Annotated in this window: 16 protein-coding genes; 6 read left to right on the top strand and 10 right to left on the bottom strand. The window is 33.4% G+C overall.

The annotated features are described in order from the left end of the window. Positions 1–16: 16 nt before the first annotated feature. From E0F76_RS01460 to E0F76_RS01450, 3 genes are all read right to left on the bottom strand, one after another. On the bottom strand, positions 17–1,360 hold the full coding sequence (locus tag E0F76_RS01460) for a TolC family protein (RefSeq protein WP_132000559.1): 1,344 nt from the start codon (positions 1,358–1,360) through the stop codon (positions 17–19). Positions 1,361–1,363: 3 nt separating this feature from the next. Next, entirely contained in the window at positions 1,364–1,963 is a 600-nt protein-coding gene (locus E0F76_RS01455) for a TetR/AcrR family transcriptional regulator (protein WP_132000558.1), read from the bottom strand. Positions 1,964–2,037: 74 nt separating this feature from the next. Beyond that, on the bottom strand, positions 2,038–2,553 hold the full coding sequence (locus tag E0F76_RS01450; RefSeq protein ID WP_132000557.1) for a YceI family protein: 516 nt from the start codon (positions 2,551–2,553) through the stop codon (positions 2,038–2,040). Between the two features lie 246 nt (positions 2,554–2,799). Here E0F76_RS01450 and E0F76_RS01445 point away from each other — a divergent pair, with 246 nt between their 5' ends. Further along, positions 2,800–3,774: a polyprenyl synthetase family protein gene (locus tag E0F76_RS01445; RefSeq protein WP_132000556.1), complete on the top strand. Its 975-nt coding sequence runs from the start codon at positions 2,800–2,802 to the stop codon at positions 3,772–3,774. A 129-nt stretch (positions 3,775–3,903) separates the two neighbouring features. Next, positions 3,904–4,254 (top strand): hypothetical protein, encoded by a 351-nt coding sequence (locus E0F76_RS01440; RefSeq protein WP_132000555.1) that lies wholly within the window; start codon positions 3,904–3,906, stop codon positions 4,252–4,254. Here E0F76_RS01440 and E0F76_RS01435 read toward each other — a convergent pair. Continuing rightward, positions 4,251–4,799, bottom strand: coding sequence for a hypothetical protein (locus E0F76_RS01435; protein ID WP_132000554.1), 549 nt, complete (start codon positions 4,797–4,799; stop codon positions 4,251–4,253). The genes E0F76_RS01440 and E0F76_RS01435 overlap by 4 nt on opposite strands. A 114-nt stretch (positions 4,800–4,913) precedes the next feature. Between E0F76_RS01435 and E0F76_RS01430 the strand changes: the two genes are divergently transcribed. Continuing rightward, a complete protein-coding gene (locus tag E0F76_RS01430; RefSeq protein ID WP_132000553.1) occupies positions 4,914–7,697 on the top strand; it encodes a 2-oxoglutarate dehydrogenase E1 component in 2,784 nt (927 codons plus the stop codon). A 58-nt stretch (positions 7,698–7,755) separates the two neighbouring features. Beyond that, positions 7,756–8,973, top strand: coding sequence for a 2-oxoglutarate dehydrogenase complex dihydrolipoyllysine-residue succinyltransferase (gene odhB, locus E0F76_RS01425; RefSeq protein WP_132000552.1), 1,218 nt, complete (start codon positions 7,756–7,758; stop codon positions 8,971–8,973). A 77-nt stretch (positions 8,974–9,050) separates the two neighbouring features. Here the strand turns inward: odhB and E0F76_RS01420 are convergent, their stop codons facing one another. The 6 genes from E0F76_RS01420 to E0F76_RS01395 all read right to left on the bottom strand — a co-directional run bounded on the left by E0F76_RS01420 (position 9,051) and on the right by E0F76_RS01395 (position 16,641). Next, positions 9,051–9,806, bottom strand: coding sequence for a hypothetical protein (locus E0F76_RS01420; protein WP_246021951.1), 756 nt, complete (start codon positions 9,804–9,806; stop codon positions 9,051–9,053). Between the two features lie 24 nt (positions 9,807–9,830). Further along, complete coding sequence (locus tag E0F76_RS01415) at positions 9,831–10,271, bottom strand: retropepsin-like aspartic protease (RefSeq protein ID WP_132000551.1); 441 nt, start codon at positions 10,269–10,271, stop codon at positions 9,831–9,833. Next, complete coding sequence (locus E0F76_RS01410) at positions 10,268–12,880, bottom strand: CHAT domain-containing protein (RefSeq protein WP_132000550.1); 2,613 nt, start codon at positions 12,878–12,880, stop codon at positions 10,268–10,270. Before E0F76_RS01410 ends, E0F76_RS01415 begins: the two co-directional genes overlap by 4 nt. A 92-nt stretch (positions 12,881–12,972) precedes the next feature. Then, entirely contained in the window at positions 12,973–13,386 is a 414-nt protein-coding gene (locus E0F76_RS01405) for a GxxExxY protein (RefSeq protein ID WP_132000549.1), read from the bottom strand. Between the two features lie 47 nt (positions 13,387–13,433). Continuing rightward, positions 13,434–15,398 carry a PKD domain-containing protein gene (locus E0F76_RS01400; RefSeq protein ID WP_132000548.1) on the bottom strand — a complete coding sequence of 655 codons (1,965 nt, stop codon included), beginning with the start codon at positions 15,396–15,398 and terminating at the stop codon, positions 13,434–13,436. Positions 15,399–15,609: 211 nt separating this feature from the next. Further along, positions 15,610–16,641: a hypothetical protein gene (locus E0F76_RS01395; protein ID WP_246021950.1), complete on the bottom strand. Its 1,032-nt coding sequence runs from the start codon at positions 16,639–16,641 to the stop codon at positions 15,610–15,612. Between the two features lie 249 nt (positions 16,642–16,890). On the opposite strand from E0F76_RS01395, the gene E0F76_RS01390 reads away from it, so the two are divergent. Then, on the top strand, positions 16,891–17,472 hold the full coding sequence (locus E0F76_RS01390) for an RNA polymerase sigma factor (RefSeq protein WP_132000547.1): 582 nt from the start codon (positions 16,891–16,893) through the stop codon (positions 17,470–17,472). Between the two features lie 2 nt (positions 17,473–17,474). Then, positions 17,475–18,197, top strand: coding sequence for a tetratricopeptide repeat protein (locus E0F76_RS01385; protein ID WP_132000546.1), 723 nt, complete (start codon positions 17,475–17,477; stop codon positions 18,195–18,197). Positions 18,198–18,318: the final 121 nt, after the last annotated feature.

The following is an 18,318-nucleotide window of genomic DNA, read 5'->3' as shown; positions in this document are numbered from 1 at the left end:
TAGGTATTATATAGTATTATTGTTTGTTAATTACTTTTTCAAAAGCTGCTTTTTTATTGATAACATCCACCATTGTTTGTAAATATTTTTGCTGTGCAGTATACAATTGTCTTTGTGCATCTGTATAATCAAAACTGGTCGAAATTCCTTCAGTAAATTTAATGTGATTCTTTTTTTCAATTCTTTCGGCAAGAGCTAAATTAGTTTTGGCAGTTGCATATTCTTCAATACTAAATTCAAATTCACTTTTTGCGCTAGCGTATAGTAATTTTAATTTTTGATCGGCCTCTACTAAGTCTGTTTTTGCTTGTTCAAGTGCTATTTTTGCTTGTTGCGTTTTGGCACTACGTCCCAGACTGCTAAAAATGGGAATACTTAAGCCTACACCTAGATTAGAATAATTTAACCATTTTTGATTTTGATTAAAAAAACGGAATTCATTGGCAAATGAATTATATCCTAAATTCACATTAGCACCTAGCGTAGGTAATGCTTTGCTTTTTTGTAGTTTGTATTCTAACTCTCTTTGTTGTTGGTAATTTGTTGCAATTTGATAATTGATATTGTTTTCAATGTTGAATTCAGTATTTGTAAAAACAGAACCTAAATTGGATTGGGTTAGATTTTCTAGTTTGTCCGTTACTGTTAAGTCATCATTTATGTCTAATCCTAAAGTTATTTTCAACATTTTATAGGTCACATCCAGTAATCTTGTAGTGTTATTTAATTGACTATTTACAGAAGATAATGTAATTTGTAATTGTTCTACATTTTCCTCTTCGATTAAACCGTTTTTCAAAATTTCTTTAGTATCAGCCAAAGTTTTGTCTAAAACAACTTTATTTTTATTGAGTATAGCAATACTTTCTTGCGCTAACAAAACATTTCCATACGCATTGATTGTCATTTCTTTGACATCAAGATCTGTTTTTATTTTGGCGTTTTCATAATATTTCAAATACGTTTTTGAAGCTTGTAAGGCTACAATATAGGAACCATCAAAAAGCAATTGACTTAATGTTAGCGCGGCATTCATGTTGTGTTTCGTCCCAAAAGCAAATGTTTGTATTTCATTTTCACTACCACCAAAAGGACCTCCACCAGTAACTCCTTGTTGCATAAATGAAAAATTGTTTTGGTAACTGATGTTTCCAGCTATTTGAGGTAAACCTGCGGCAGTTGTTTCCCATTTTTTTTGAAAAGCAGATTCAATATTACGACCAGAATTTAATACTGTTCGATTGTATTTTAATGCGTAATCTATAGCTTGTTCTAAGCTAAAACTATACTGCTGTTTGGTTTCTTGTGCATTTATAGTAAAAGCTAAAAGTGCAAGAAAGAGGTAAAAGGTTTGTTTCATTTTTTAATTATTTGAAAAAATTTCTAATTGTTTTTCGAGTTCCATAATTCCTTTGGCTGTTGCTATTGCTCTAGTGTGGTATTCTAATGCTTGTATTTCTAATTGTACTGCAACATTTTTCTCCATAGTATTTTCGTTGATACTAAAAATTAAAATGTAATAAAATTTGATGCAATTTTCAATATTAATTTCTTTTCTATAAAGACCTTCCTCAACGCCTTTTTCGACATTGAGTTTGAAAACTGTATGGCATTCATTTAACTCTCTCAACATTACTTTTTCATAAATTTCAGGATAATGTTTTTTTAATTGGTAAAGTGGGGAAGTGTCCGTGGATTGAAACATCTCTTTAAACATTTTTCTTATTTCAAAGTTTTCAGCAATTGCATTGTACTTTTTTGAAATTATGGTATTAATTATTTGATGGAGATTTTCATGAACAATCACGGTTGCTTGCTCAATTAGGACTTCTTTATTGCAAAAATATTTGTAAATAGTTTTTTTTGATATACACATTTCACAAGCAATATCATCCATAGTGACACTCTTAAAACCTAGTTTTAAGAAGAGTTCTGCCGCTTTTGATATTATTTTTTCTTTCATTTTAATTTTTTATGCCTTAATAAATAGCGTATACAGTATAAATCGTTTTAAATTAGATTAGCGATGGATATTGTTTAAATTGAAAATTCTAGATTGGCAATCAATTTTAATTCTTTTCCAAAATGATAGCTTTCGTTTGAATTGTAAAAATTGGCGTCAATTCCAAAATCTTGTCTATTAATATTGCCCTTAATTTCAAAAGCTGCTTTTTTAGTGCCGTTGTAATTGTTTATTCCAATAAATTCTGCATCGAGTTCAACTATTCGAGTAATATCTTTTATAGTCAAACTGCCTTTAAAGAAATTAATGTTATTTTTTATTTTCTGGAATGAAGTTGATTTAAACCGAATTAAAGGTTTTTTATTTGTTCCAATTTCGTTTTTTTGATGCGATGATTTGCCTCTATTTTGCGATGTTGCAGAATTGTTGTCAATAGTAAATTCTACTGAAGCATCTTCAATTTCATCTTCATCAAGATTCACAAACCCTTTAAAATGATTAGTTGTGCCTCCTAAATAGGTAATTGTAGCATCTTTCAATTTTATTAAAACATCAGATTGTTCCTCGTTAATATTCCATTTTGTTATCATAGTAAGTTATTTTTAGGGTCAAGAAATTATGGTGTTAAATTTCGATGCAAATATAAAACGGAAACTTTGAATACCAAAATAGTTTCCAAAGTATTTTTAAAAAAAATAAAAATAAAAAAACCGAAAAGTTTAGGCGTTTATAAGTTTAGGAGTACTGAATAAAAAAATCTATTTTTGTGTTTGAAAGCTGTTATTGGTTGTTTGGGTCAACTTATAGCTTTTCTAAACTTAAAAAAACTAAAAAAAATGCTTTCTATAAATCAATATCAAGAACACTTCTTACTCTATTTAGAAAAAAACAAAATTGAAAAAGAACCCAAAAATCTGTACCAACCAATTGATTATATATTACAAGTAGGTGGGAAAAGAATACGTCCCATCTTGACATTAATGACTGCTGAAATTTTTGATGCTGAATATTCAAAAGCATTGCCTGCTGCATTGGCAATTGAGGTTTTTCATAATTTCTCACTTATTCACGATGACATTATGGATGATGCTCCGCTACGAAGAGGAAAACCTACTGTTCATGAAAAATGGAATGTAAATGCGGGGATTCTTTCTGGTGATGCCATGTTGATTTTGGCATACCAATATTTTGAAAAATACGAACCTATTACCTTTCGGAAATTAGCGAAATTATTTAGTAAAACGGCGCTAGAAGTATGCGAAGGACAACAATACGATGTGGATTTTGAAACTCGCGTAGACGTTACTATTCCGGAGTACCTTAAAATGATTGAATACAAAACGGCTGTTCTCGTTGCTGCTGCTATGAAAATGGGTGCAATTGTCGCTAAAACTTCGAAAGAAAATGCAAAATTAATATATGAATTTGGGCTTAACTTAGGGTTGGCTTTCCAGTTGCAGGATGATTATTTAGATGCTTTTGGAGACCCAATAAAATTTGGAAAACAAGTGGGCGGAGACATAATTGAAAATAAAAAAACGTATTTATATATCAAAGCAATTGAATTTTCATCTATTGAACAAAAAGAAGAATTGACAAAATGGTTTTCGACTTCATCAAAAGAAAATTCGATTAAAATAGATGCCGTTAAGGAAATTTTTAATGCAACAGGTGCGTCACTAGCGACTCAAGAAGCAATAAAAAAATACACTTTGAAAGCATTTAAAACCTTAAAAAAAATAAATATTTCGGATGATAAAAAAGTAATATTAAAGGAGTTTGGAAAAAATTTAATGAAAAGAAAAGTGTAAAAAAATCAATTACAATGTCAATAGCAATGTCAATAGCAATGTCAATAGCAATGTTTATTTAACAATTAGTCGCTTTTTTGCTCTAAATATCAGCAATCTAAAACCGTCAATCTAAAATCTAAAATCACCTTGTACATCAGTCCCTTAAATACCGATTTATTATTTGAAGAAGCAGCGAAGGAATCTTTGTATCTTAATTTAATTGAGCAAATAAATAAAGATTTTAATTTGGCCAACGAAGGAATTGATTTTCCAAAGAGCATTTTGCCTGAGGAATTGAAAATTCAATTACACGAAAAAATATACCGATTGATTCAATATAAATTTGCAGAATATCTGAATCTCCTTTATATCATTGACGTTTCTGAAGCCGAAATAAAAAAACTGGATGGCTCAGATTTAGTCCTTCTAGCTGAAAATGTTTCCTTTTTGATTCTGAAAAGAGAATGGCAAAAAGTGTGGTTCAGAAATAAATATTAAAAATAAACCCTAACAAAGGGCATAAATGGGTCGTTATAATAACTTTTGTTTTTGTCGAATAATACATTGTAACGAACTCCAATTGTAACATTTCCAGATCGATATCCAGCTCCTAAATATAAGGAAGTATTCCAGAAGCTACTAGAATTATTACCGTCAATTGATTTGTAATCCGTATTGACATTGATTTCTTCTAACTCAGTCGAAAGTTGAATCTCAGGAATCGGATTAATTAAACCTATTAAGCTTGCACCATAAATATTGGAAGTGTAATAATTTTTTGAAGAAACATATCCAAATTGAAACGCAGTCCCAACAGCAACAATTGGGTTGATATTGTAAATGGCGCTTGGTGATACTGAAATATCGGTATAACCACTACCAATACTCAAACCAACTCCACCACCAAATTGAACATTTCTCCAAAAATTATCGGGTTGATTTGAAGTCATTGCTTGGCTTTGGGCCAATAAAGTTCCTGAAAAAAGTAGGATAATGACAATTAAATTTGATTTTGAAACAATTAAGAAGTTGTGCTTTTTCATAAGTGTTTAATTTTTTAACAAATTATGGTATAAAAGTATTTAAAAAAATTCAGAAACTATTAGTATTATTGTACTTTTGCCGAACTATTTTAACAAAAGAAGATTATTATAATTATGGATAGGTTTTCATTTTTAAACGCAGCGCATTCTGAATTTTTTGCACAATTATACGATCAATATCTAGAAAATCCAGATAGCGTAGAACCAAGTTGGAGAAGTTTTTTTCAAGGTTTTGACTTTGGAATGGAAACTTATAACGGAGAATTATCAGCAGCTCCAGTATCGCAAATAACTAATGTTCCAGTTAGTTCCAGTGATTCTGAAGCTATGTCTGAAAAAATTCACAAAGAATTTAAAGTTGTTAAATTAATAGATGCCTATAGAAACAGAGGCCATTTGTTTACTAGAACAAACCCTGTTCATAAAAGAAGAACCTATTCGCCAACTTTAGACCTTGAAAATTTTGGACTTTCAAAATCAGATTTGCCTACTGTATATGATGCAGCAAAAATTTTAGGAATAGAACCTTGTACTCTTGCTGAGATTCTAGGACATTTAGATAAAATTTACTGTCAATCAATTGGGGTTGAATATATGTATATTAGAAATCCTCATGATATTGAATGGATTCAAAATAAAATAGGCCACAACGATAATCAGCCTAATTTTTCTGTTGACCAGAAAAAAGAAATTTTGAGTAAATTGAATGAAGCCGTTTCTTTTGAAAATTTCTTGCATACCAAATATGTAGGTCAAAAACGTTTTTCACTAGAAGGTGGAGAAACAATTATTCCAGCACTTGACGCCTTAATTGAACAGGCGGCTGAAAAAGGAGTGGAGCATTTCGTTATGGGAATGGCTCACCGTGGTCGATTAAATGTACTGGCTAACATCTTTGGTAAATGTACTCAAGATATTTTTAGCGAATTTGACGGTAAAGATTACGACAAAGAATATTTTGATGGAGACGTAAAATACCATTTAGGTCTTACCGCTGATAAAGTAACTAGCTCAGGAAAAAAAATAAATATCAATTTAGCGCCAAACCCTTCTCACCTTGAAACGGTAGGAGCAGTAATTGAAGGGATTACCAGAGCGAAACAAGACATGTATTTTCCTAATGATTTTTCAAAAGTATTGCCAATCGCTGTTCACGGTGATGCCGCAATCGCTGGTCAAGGGATATTGTATGAAATCATCCAGATGGCACAATTGGACGGTTATAAAACTGGAGGAACCATTCACGTAGTAATCAACAATCAGGTAGGTTTTACAACCAACTATCTTGATGCACGTTCCTCTACGTATTGCACCGATGTTGCTAAGGTAACCTTATCACCAGTATTACACGTGAATGCTGATGATGCCGAAGCTGTAGTACATGCCATGTCATTTGCTTTGGATTTTAGAATGCATTTTGGTCGTGATGTTTTTATCGATTTATTAGGCTATAGAAAATACGGACATAATGAAGGGGATGAACCAAGATTCACTCAACCACTTTTGTATAAAATTATTGCGAAGCATAAAAATCCTAGAGATATTTATGCAGAAAAATTAATTGCAGAAGGAATTATTGATGCTAATCTAGTAAAAACACTAGAGAAAGAATACAAAGACGATTTAGATCACAATTTAGAGGCTTCTCGTAAAAAGAATTTAACCATTATCACTCCATTTATGCAAAATGAATGGAAAGGATTTGAGCAAGTTTCGAACGATAAGATGCTTCTAAAATATGATACTTCTTATTCAAAAGAAGGACTTACCGAAGTGGCGAATGCCGTTTGTAATTTACCTGAGGATAAAAAATTCATCAATAAAATACAAAAATTAATTAACGACAGAAAAACAATGTTTTTCGAGAACAATAGCCTTGATTGGGCAATGGGTGAGCATTTAGCTTATGGGTCGTTACTACAAGAAGGGTTTAATGTTCGTCTTTCGGGACAAGATGTAGAACGTGGAACTTTCTCTCACCGTCATGCTGTAGTGAAAGTCGAAGACTCTGAGGAAGAAGTAGTTTTGTTAAATTCTGTGCCAAATGCAAAAGGAAAATTTAATGCTTTCAACTCTTTTTTATCTGAATATGGGGTTTTAGGTTTTGATTATGGATATGCCTTGGCCAACCCAAATACATTAACTATCTGGGAAGCACAATTTGGAGATTTCTCTAATGGTGCCCAGATTATGATTGATCAATACATCTCTTGTGGAGAGGATAAATGGAACAATCAAAATGGAATTGTTTTGTTATTGCCTCACGGTTACGAAGGACAAGGTGCTGAACATTCTTCGGCAAGAATGGAGCGTTATTTGCAACTTTGTGCCAGACATAATATGTATGTTGCTGATTGTACAACGCCAGCTAACTTCTTTCACTTATTAAGAAGACAGATGAAAACTACTTTCCGTAAACCACTTGTAGTGTTTACACCAAAGAGTTTGTTACGTGATCCTAGATGTACTTCGCCAATTGAAGATTTTACAGATGGAAGTTTCCAAGAAACGATAGATGATACTACAGTAAACAAGAAGGATGTTAAAACTTTGGTTTTCTGTACCGGTAAATTCTATTATGACATTACTGCCGAAAGAGAGAACAACGGACGTAAGGATGTAGCTGTAGTGAGAATAGAGCAATTATTTCCTTTGCCAGTCGAGCAATTGAAAGCAATTATAGCACAATATCCAAATGCCGATGATTATGTTTGGGCACAAGAAGAACCAAAAAACATGGGAGCTTATAGCTTTATGTTAATGAATTTTGATTTAGTAAAATGGAGATTAGCTTCACTTAAAGCGTATTCAGCACCAGCTGCTGGAAGTTATACTAGAGCAAAACGCCGTCATGCAGATGCAATTGCAATGGTATTTGATAAAAATTTATACAGATAAAACGATTCACACAATATCAGGTTTAACCCTTTAAACCTGAACCTTTAAATTAGAAATTATGATTTTAGAAATGAAAGTCCCATCACCAGGGGAATCTATCAAAGAAGTAGAAATCGCAACTTGGTTAGTTCAAGATGGTGATTATGTTGAAAAAGATCAAGCAATTGCTGAGGTTGATTCTGACAAAGCGACACTGGAATTACCAGCTGAAGCTAGCGGAATAATTACTCTAAAAGCGGAAGAAGGAGATGCAGTAGCAGTTGGAGCTGTTGTTTGTCTTATCGATACTTCTGCAGCTAAACCATCTGGTTCAACTCCTGCACCAGCAGCAGCGCCAGTTGTTGAAGCACCAAAAGCAGCACCTGTTCCAGTAGCAGCGGCACCAGCAGCGACGTATGCAACAGGAACACCTTCTCCAGCAGCTAAAAAAATATTAGACGAAAAAAATATCACTCCAGCTACAGTTTCAGGAACGGGTAAAGGTGGAAGGATAACTAAAGATGATGCTGTAAATGCAACACCTTCAATGGGAACTCCTACAGGTGGAAGCCGTGGTTCTGAACGTACAAAATTATCCATGTTGCGTCGTAAAGTGGCTGAAAGATTAGTTGCGGCTAAAAACGAAACAGCGATGTTGACGACGTTCAACGAAGTGAATATGACACCTATCAATACACTTCGTAATGAATTCAAAGATGCTTTCAAAGCGAAACATGGCGGAATTGGATTGGGATATATGTCTTTCTTTACCAAAGCAGTTACAAGAGCTTTAGCATTATATCCTGATGTGAACTCCATGATGGACGGAGATTATAAAATAGCGTACGATTTCTGCGATATTTCTATTGCCGTTTCTGGACCAAAAGGATTAATGGTGCCTGTAGTTCGTAATGCTGAAAACTTGACTTTCCGTGGAGTGGAATCTGACATTAAGAGATTAGCTATTAAAGCACGTGACGGACAAATTACTGTTGACGATATGACTGGTGGAACATTTACTATTACAAATGGTGGTGTTTTTGGTTCTATGTTATCAACTCCAATTATCAATCCTCCACAATCTGGAATTCTTGGAATGCACAATATTATCGAGCGTCCAATTGCGGTAAATGGTAAAGTTGAAATTCACCCAATGATGTATGTGGCACTTTCTTATGACCACAGAATTGTTGACGGACGTGAATCTGTTGGTTTCCTCGTAGCGGTTAAAGAAGCACTTGAAAATCCAGTTGAATTACTTTGTGATGGAAATCCTAAAAAAGCATTTGAATTGTAGCCTTTATTAGTAAGAAAAACAATCTTCATAAATATTAAAAACCTGTTTAGAGTAACTTCTAAACAGGTTTTTTAGTATTAGTTACTACTAAATTCAACAAAATCAAACAAGGCGTAATTTTTGGAATTAGGAATGTGGTCACCTATAAAAGTTAAATTTTCGAGGCTGCAAAAGATATTAAATTTAGATTTTGTGCCATAAGTTAAAGATCTTGTGGCTTGAGTAGCTCCATCAATTTTCCAAGTGGCGATATATTTATTTTTCGAATCCAATGTCAATATGATGGATAAGGTATGCCATTGTTCTCTTTTGATTTTATTTTTAATAGATTGAAAAGGATTCGCTTGCGATGTCATATAAACAACTAGATCATCTGAAGCTGCATTTAACTCTTGTCTACTGGCTTGATTGCCATAACCAATTTCAAAATCAAGTTCGTGGGTGTCGTCATTGTATAAAAAAGCACCTATGCTTGCCATATCGCCAATTCCCATTGCAGGAACATAAACTCTCCAACTGTAGGTACCGGTAGTGAACGTGGAAACGGTTTTTATTTTTGTTCTATCCCAAGTATTCGCATTAGTGGAGATATTTAAATATCCGTTATCAATAAAGTAATTTGGAACACCTACTTGTGTAGCATCTACCCAGCCTGTCAAATCATTAAAATCCCAAAATAGAGGAGGAGTATATTTTGACACATTAGCCTTTGAAGATCTCATTACGTCAGTGTCAGGATTAGTTGCCGTCCCATTGTCAATAAGAATTTCGTCAGTACAGGAAAACAATAACAGTCCTAAAACTAATAGTACTATTTTGGAACTATTTTTCATTTTTTGTTTGTTTTTAGGTAGCCTTTATTCTTGTAAATATAAGTAATTATTATAATAGTCTACAATGGCTTTGCCTTTCATTAAAATATCTGCTCCAATAATTCCGTGCACTGGTTTGGATTTGTGTTCAATCAAAGCCTCGTTTACATGGGATAAATCAAAGATGACGAGATCAAAATCAGCATGTTTCCAACTGCCTAATTGGAGTTTGTTTCCAACTGCCATTTGAGTACGCATTCCGTTAGCTCCTGCACCAGAAGCCATAGTTTTTGATGTTTTTGCTTCTAATAAAAATAATTCAACACTTTCAAAACCTACACAACTACTGGAAGCGCCCGTGTCTAAAATAAAATTTCCTTTCACCCCATTAATACTCGCTTTTAGTAGTAAATGCTGGGTTTTAGTAACTTTGAATTTAATTTTCTTGTAACGTTCTTTTTTAAGAATTTCGGGTAGGGTTTTCATTTTTGGTAGCGTTTAAAAACCAAAAATAATCCAATTAGAATTAATAAAGCTAGAATATAAAAATAATAATTGCTAGGTGGATTAGCTGTTTCTATTTCACCATAATAAACAAATGCACTCCAATAATATGGTGATTTCTTGGCATTTGAAATGGTTTTGTCGTTTAGAAAATCTCTTTTCGCTTTAGCATTGGCTTCAAAATAGGGTAAGCCTTTTTTGATATTTTTATAAAAATAATCCATAAAAACCGAGGTCGTATAATCGTTTACTTTCCATAACGAAAACAATAAATTTTGAGCTCCAGCATACTGAAAACCTCTAGCTACACTCATCGCGCCTTCTGATTTGTAGAGTTTGCCTATTCCGGTTTCGCACGCACTCAATACCACTAAATCGGGATTGATATTGAGATTGTACAATTCAGAATACAGGATTTCTTGGTCATAAAATTTGAGGCTTGCTGGAGTTTCAGTATCGCCAGAATCTGCGTGTGTGCTCAAATGTAAAATGGAATAATTGGCAGCGTTGGTCTTGAAATTATTCAAAGTAGCACTCGAATTGTCAAAAAACTTTCCTCCGAAATTACTTTTTATAGATTGCATTTCGGCTTTTGAAAAAGTCAATTCATAAGCTGTCTTTTCGAAAACAGGAAAAATTCCTAGCACTGTTTTCTTATGATTTGTATGGGTTTTTGCATTCAAATAAATGCTAGCCGAATTATTGTAAGCAATGTTAAAATCATTCAGCAAATAATGCATGTTAGCAAAATTTGTAGTAGTAGATTCTTGAGTAATCAAAGCTTCAAAAGGAAGAAAATTCAATAATCCATCAGGTACAATTATGAGGTTTTTGTATGTTGAATTCGTTGGTAATTTCAACATTTTATAGACATTATTTCCGTTATGATTGTAACCTGAAATGTTATCGGTGATTTTATTGGCATCACTAAAATAATTTAAAAAAGAAATTATTCGTGGAGTAGCGGTATGATTGTCCCAATAATAGTCTAGTTTGATACTTTTATTTTCCAAGGTGAAAATATACATTTTATCAAATCCAGAAAAATAGGCCACCATCATTGCTTTGTCTTTTTCTAGTTTAGCATACAAGGCTTTTAAGTCTATGTTTTCTTCAATCAAAATTGGATTCTTAGTCCTTGTTTTCTTTAATGAAAGCATCAATTCATTTTGCTTTTTTATGGCTTCGTTTATTTTTGAAATGTTGGCTAAATTTCCTTTTTGTTGTTCTTTTATAATTTCAGTATTCCAATTTTGAAGTTGGTTCAGGTATTGTTTTTCTTCAATGGAAGCTGTTTTTCTATTCGAAAGATAACTTTTCAAAACCCCTGATTTGGTTCGTTCTTGAAGTTGAAAAGCAAGTTCTAAATACGTGATTTTATTTTCTATTTTATAGAGATCATCATAGATGGCAATGCATTTTTCGGTACGATTTCTAATACGGATTTGATTGATGATTTTGGAATTTTCATAAACCAATAAATTGGAGAACAACGCTTCAATTTGAAAGGAAAGGGCATAGGCTTTCAATGCTTTTTTGGGTTGGTTTTGTTCCCAATATAGCGCTGCTTGTAAATCTAAAGCGTCAAGTAAAACCGTTTCGGCATAAAGTGATTTTTGATTTGGAAGTTGTTGCGTTACATTGGAATAATTTGGAATTAATGTCTTGAATACTGTTGTAATTAACAGACTCGCTTCGGAATATCTTTTTTGTAGAAATAACAAATTAGCTTCTTCATAATACAGTTTTGCTAATTTTCTTGAGGGTTGGTTTTTCGATTCTAAAACGAGTTTTTTTGCCATTGCAAAGTACGCATTGGCTTTGTCGAAATTTTCCCAATGACTGTTGAAAGCAGCTAAATTAAGATAACAATTTGCTACTGTTTGTGACTGATTTTTTTCGGTTTTCAGTAAGACAATTGCATTTTTAAAGGATGTTTCAGCTTTAGCAAATGGTTCTGGATTTATTAGAAACCCTTTGGCGCTTATCATATAATTATTGCCCAAGTTGTTCAATAAAGTTCCTTTTTGAACGGCAGTTAATTTTTCGTTTTCAATTGTTTTTTCGAGTAAATCGATGGCTTGATTTATTCGACCTGTATTTTGATACACATTCGATAAATTGAGAATGGCGGCAATTTTTTGAGGTTGGTTTTTCTCTATAGTGGCAAGGTAATAATAGTGTTTTATGGTGTTTTCGGCATTGTCATAATCGCCAATAATGGTGTAAAGATTGCCTAAAGGTTTCAGGCAATATTCGCTAATGTCGTAATTGGAAAGGGTGTTCTTTTGATATACTTGCAATGCTTTTTCGTAGGTTGAAATCGCTTGACTGGTTTGCCCAATTTGATTTTCATAATAGGCTTTGTTGCAATTTAAAACTACAATTGCCAGAAGTTCGTTTTTGGTTTTTGGTTTTGGATTTTTCCAAAAATCTTTTTCAGTAGCGTCAAGTTTTTGTAGACCATCGATAGTTGGTTTTGCTGTAAAGGCATCAACAGCATTATAAATTTTATCTTCTTGGGTAAGTGGATTTTGTCCAAAAATAATTAGAGTTGAAAGTAGTAGAAAACAATGCGCTATTTTTATCATTACTTTATTTAAAAACACAAAAGGCACAAAAGACGAGAGGATTGAATACAAAAGTCACAAAAGGGAATTGGTTTCTGCAATCTACAAAATCATTAGTCATCTAAAAGGCTAAAGTATTCGTTTACGAACGTTTTTTGACCTTCATTGTATAAGTTAATACAATGAAAATTAAATAATATTCCTTTTGGTTTCTTTAATAATTTCATATAAGTCAATATTTGTGCTTGATGAATCGGAGGGAGATTGTCTTGTGCTTTTAATTCTAATACTATGCAATCTTCAACTAATAGATCACATCTATAATCCGTTTCAAGTTCATTTCCTTTGAAATTAATTTTTACTTTCAATTCAGATTTGAATGAAATTCCTCTTAGAGTTAATTCAGTTTTCATGCATTTATGATAAACACTTTCTAGTAATCCAGGTCCTAATTCTTTATGAACTTCTATTGCAGCTCCATTTATTTTATAAGTTAAATCCTTTAAATAAGTTTTCGTTAGTAGCATAATTTTTCTTTTGTGATTTTTTTTCTTTTGTGTCTTTTGTGTTTAATTTAAAACTTCCAAATACCATACAACTGCACATAATTAAAATTCTCCTTGAAATTCATCACGTAACGCGCTCCAAAACTTGGTCCAATTCTAGCGGCGCCAAGGGTTAAATCGAATAAAATGCCAGTTTTTATATTGGTAAATGAATTGGAAATGGTATTCGTTTTTTCAGTTGAGTTTATTATTAATTTATCGCTTATTCCTTCATAGGTAGCAATGGTTTGTTGTTGATTTTGTTTTGCAGCAACATCGATATTAGCTTGTAATCCTGCTCCTATTCCAATATAGTTGTTGATGTTATACTGCATCAAAACGGGTATTTCCCAATTGATATTTTTGATTTCTGACGTAGTAGTGGTACGTTGCAATTGACGAACTCCATTTGAGTTTTGGACAAATGCATCTTCAGTAGTAGTAGCGCTGTTATAAGAATTCAAGCTATTCACAAATTCTGCTTGCCAATAATAACGATACGATTTAAAAGGAGAAATTGTGGCGCCCACAAAATAACTTCGGGATTTTTCTAGGTCGGGATAGTAATTGTATCCGACTTTTGCACCAATTGATATTCCTGGAGTGAATCGGGTAGTGGCATAATTAGTTATGATAGGTTCGTTTTTGTCAAAAATAATGGCGGTTCTACTTTTGGTATTTACTTTATGAAAGTCTTTGTTGAATTTCATGGAATACTTTACAAAGCCTTTTGTGCTGTCAATTTCTTTGACATTTTTTTGAGAACTTCCTGGTAAATAGATGTTTTTGAACGTAAAGAAAATTTGATTTTGCTTGATGATGGTGTCCAAACAACTCGTTGTAGGTTCTTCGCCTTTTGGACAAATAGGACATTTGGGATACAAGTCCTCGATTTGGAATGTTTTTTTGTCGAACATATCCGGAATGTCTGTTTCTAACCGAATCATTCTAGCTGGACCTACGCCATTATTTTGGAAACGTGTTTTGAAGTTGACTCTTTTGAATCGGACCAATCTGTAGTTCATAAAACTTCCGTTGGAGCCCATTTTGTTGGGATCGTGAGAAGTGACGATTTCCATTTCGAGGTTTTTGACTTTATGGTTTTTATAACTTCGATTGGGAACAAAAATGCTGCGCATAGTCACCGTTGCGCTGGTGTCCTTAATCATTTCGGGAGTTGTTTTGAAAGTAAGGAAGATGTTTCTGGTTTCTCCCGGATTGACACCGTCGAATTCAAAAAGGGTGGCGTTTTTATAGGAGTTTTTTGCCTCTTTTAAACTAAAGTCTACGTCTTCTTGGGTTGTGGTGATTTGATATTTTTTGGGTGTAGCCAATGCATTATCGGAAGCCAAATAGGAACCTGAATTGTCTACATCATCAACAGTAGCGACAAGATTTTCTTTGACTTCGCGTTCGCCAGCATACGTCCTAAAATCGACCAAATAAAAATTGTTGTTTTTGAATTGCGTTTCGTTAAAAAAGAGATACAATTTTCCGTCAGTCACATAATTATCCATATTCTGATAGCTAACAATCACTTCCATCTGTTGGTCAGGAATGGGGTCGCAATTTTTTTGAATCGCCAGTCCGTTTTGGTTTTCGATTGAAGCAATATCGGTATACACTTCATTGGAAATGTCTGTTACAGCGATAACTTTTGGTCGAGTTGCGGGTGGTTTTCCGTTATCATAATTGTTGGTTACGGCAAGTCGTGCGTTATACGTTCCTTTGTTTTTGTAGACGTGTTTGGGTTCGGCTTCTTTGCTGTAATGGCCATCGCCCAATTCCCATAAATAAGTATAGGATGGTTTTGGTGCGCCAGCAATGGGTATTAATGGAGGAGTTTCAGGTTTGAAAGTTACTGCATTTCCTTTTTGATTGTAGGTAATCGTAGCACGTCTTGTAACAGTGTCTTTTACTTTGGTTTGTCCTTCGGCAAACTGAGGAAGACAAAAATAGAATAGTAAAGCGAATAGAGATAATAGGTTTTTCATAGTCGATTCGGTTTTAGCCCTGATGGAAGCGGCATCCTTTTTCTGGCTTCTTTAGCCAGGAAAAGATATAGCGTACAGCAGGAAAAAGCTCCTGATTCTCACCTCGATTCCTTTAAGCAATGACATGCTGGATAAATGCATTAATAATTTTTAAAAATAGAAAAAAGTGGTGAGCAAATCACCACTTTAGTTAAATATTATGTTTTTTGTGCTATTGTATTGCGTTGATGGCGGCTACCATTTGGGCTTCGGTTACTACCTTTGTTTCAGCCAATGTAAAAGTGTAAACGTCTGCTGCTGCTACGGTAACCGCTTTGATGGCGTATCTCCAATTTCCGTTATCTGCGGTAGCAAAAATCACGTGACAGGCTAATCCAATTGGAATTTGACCATAATGTTCGCTAAATTGTTTTGTAGTAGAATTGTAAGTATCTAATTTGGCTAAAGCATTTTGACCTTCGCCATCATACGACAAATAAACGGCACTGTTGGTATTGTCGTATCCAGTTGGAACGGCGGCTAGAATTGTAGTTCTTGGTCGTGGGTCGCTATAGAATTTATCGACATTTGTCCATCCAAAGTTACCAAAAGACACATTGTAACTGTTTTGTTTAAAATCAACATTTCCGTCTTTTTGCCCTCCTGCTGCTCCTGCAGTTCCAGGTCGTACCCATGCTAGATTATCGGCGTCTATGGTGTCACCGGCCCAAAATGTCATTCCAGTATCGAGTGTTCCAGTTAAATTTACAGGAACGTGAAGTTGGATTCCGCCTGTTGTTGCTAAATCAACTCCGCCTTGTGAAGCTTTTATAAAAAATTCTCCACCAGATTTCAGCATACTTTTTTTACCGTCGGGCATCATACCCATGGTAGGTTTGTTGGTGATAAGCATATTTCCTTTGTCGAATAATTCAATAAAAGTAATGTCGATTGCGCCAGTTACTGGGTTTCCGTTTTTGGTAAGTACGTTTCCGTTTAGTGAGATTACTACTCCTTTGGCAGATGTCAAAGTGATCGTTCCTGTTCCAGCTGTGGCGGTAAAACTTTGGGTGTTTTTCTTGATTCCCGCTTCGTTGATTCCTTTGAAAGCTGCTGCCGCTGGAGGCGTTGGAGTGGTTTCGTCATTGTTAGTACAACTTGCAAATACGATTGTTGCTAAAGCGAATAGTCCGATTTTTTTAATTTGATTTTTACTTACATGTTTAAAATTGTTTTTTTGGTGTGCGTGAATCGTTGATTTCATAATTTCTAGTGTTTAATTGTTATTTATTATTTAGTTTATATTGTTATATCAATTCGGGTTTGATATTGTTACCCTTGTTTTCGTTTTTTTTATTTACTATAAATCGAGTCTCAAGTTTAGAACAACTTCTGATATATTTTGTTACCCTTTGTTTCAATTTAAAATGCTAAAAGAACGATTACGACTATATATCAACTCGGTTTTAAAATTGTTACCCCTTTTTTTATTATTTTCGGAAAAAGTTTTTTTATGAGTACTAAAATTCATCCCGACCAGATTTATATAAATGGACTTGCCAAAAATGATTCGGCGATAATTCAAACTATTTATAAGAAGTTTGTGCCTAAAGTGGTTCATTATGTAAAGAACAATTCAGGAGACGAAAACAGGGCACAAGATGTGATTCAGGAAATTATGATTTTGCTTTTTAATCAGGCTAAAGCCAATACCTTGCAACTCACTTGTCCGTTTGATGCTTACTTTTTTTTATTGTGTAAAAGAAAATGGCTCAATGAGATTAAAAAATCTTCGAATAAAGGGGTAACAATTGATGAGGAAAAGCTATCTATAGATGAATCTACTGAGCAAATGGTTGCGGAAACCGAAATGTTCAACGAAAAGCAACAACTTTTTGATTTGATGTTCGAAAAATTGGGTGACAAATGCCAAGAGTTATTGAAATTAAGTTTCGCCATCAAATCGATGGAGGAAGTTGCCGAAAAACTTAATGTAACTTATGGTTATGTTCGAAAGAAAAAATCGTTGTGTGTGGGTCAATTAACCCAGTGGATTCAAGAAACAAATCGCTATAAATCATTAAAAATCACTTAGCCATGAGCGAAGAAAACTACATCGTATTCGACCAGTATCTTGCAAACGAATTGTCTGCCGAGGAAAAAGCTAACTTTGAAAAACAATTATCCCAAGACCAAGAATTTGCTGCTTCTTTTGCGATTTTCAAAGAGTTGAATTTGCATTTGGAAAATAAATTTGGAAACAAAGAGGAATTAAATGCGTTTAAGAAAAATATAAAATCAATTTCTAAGAAACATTTCAAAGTTAAAAAATCTAAAGTAATTTCATTTAAACCTTGGCAGTATGCTATTGCGGCTTCGGTGGCAATTCTGATGGGAATGTTCTTTTTTCAAAATATAAATCCATCATTCGATGATTATAACAATCCTGAAAACGCTTATTTTACCGAAAGAAGTTCCGTTAACGAAAATTTAAAATTAGCCGAAGTCGCCTTTAACGCTAAGAAATACAAAGAAGCCATTCCTTATTTTGAAACTATTTTAAAGGAAAATAAATCGCCTGAAATTCAATATTTCTATGCGGTTTCCCTTTTGGAAAACAATCAATATCAAAAAGCAGAAACTAATTTGGCGGAAATAAAATCAGGAACTTCTGTATATAAAAACAAAGCGAATTGGTATTTGGCACTTTCAAAATTAAAACAAAAAGAATACAAATCATGTAAAGAAATATTATTGACTATTCCTGATGATTTTGAGGATTACGATCAAGTGCAGCAATTGCTGAATGAATTGGATTAATATAATTAGATCCATATAAGGTAATAATTTTATTTAAGAACCCCCCTAAATTCTTATCTGACCTTAAATTCCTTATATGGTTTGTTTTTTAATGAACATTGTATCTTTGCAACTTAAAAGT

Origin of the sequence: Flavobacterium cellulosilyticum (assembly GCF_004349355.1) — a bacterium.
In the GTDB taxonomy this organism is placed as follows: domain Bacteria; phylum Bacteroidota; class Bacteroidia; order Flavobacteriales; family Flavobacteriaceae; genus Flavobacterium; species Flavobacterium cellulosilyticum.
The sequence above is the reverse complement of the archived record's forward strand: the minus strand, read 5'-3'. Positions and strand labels throughout refer to the sequence as shown.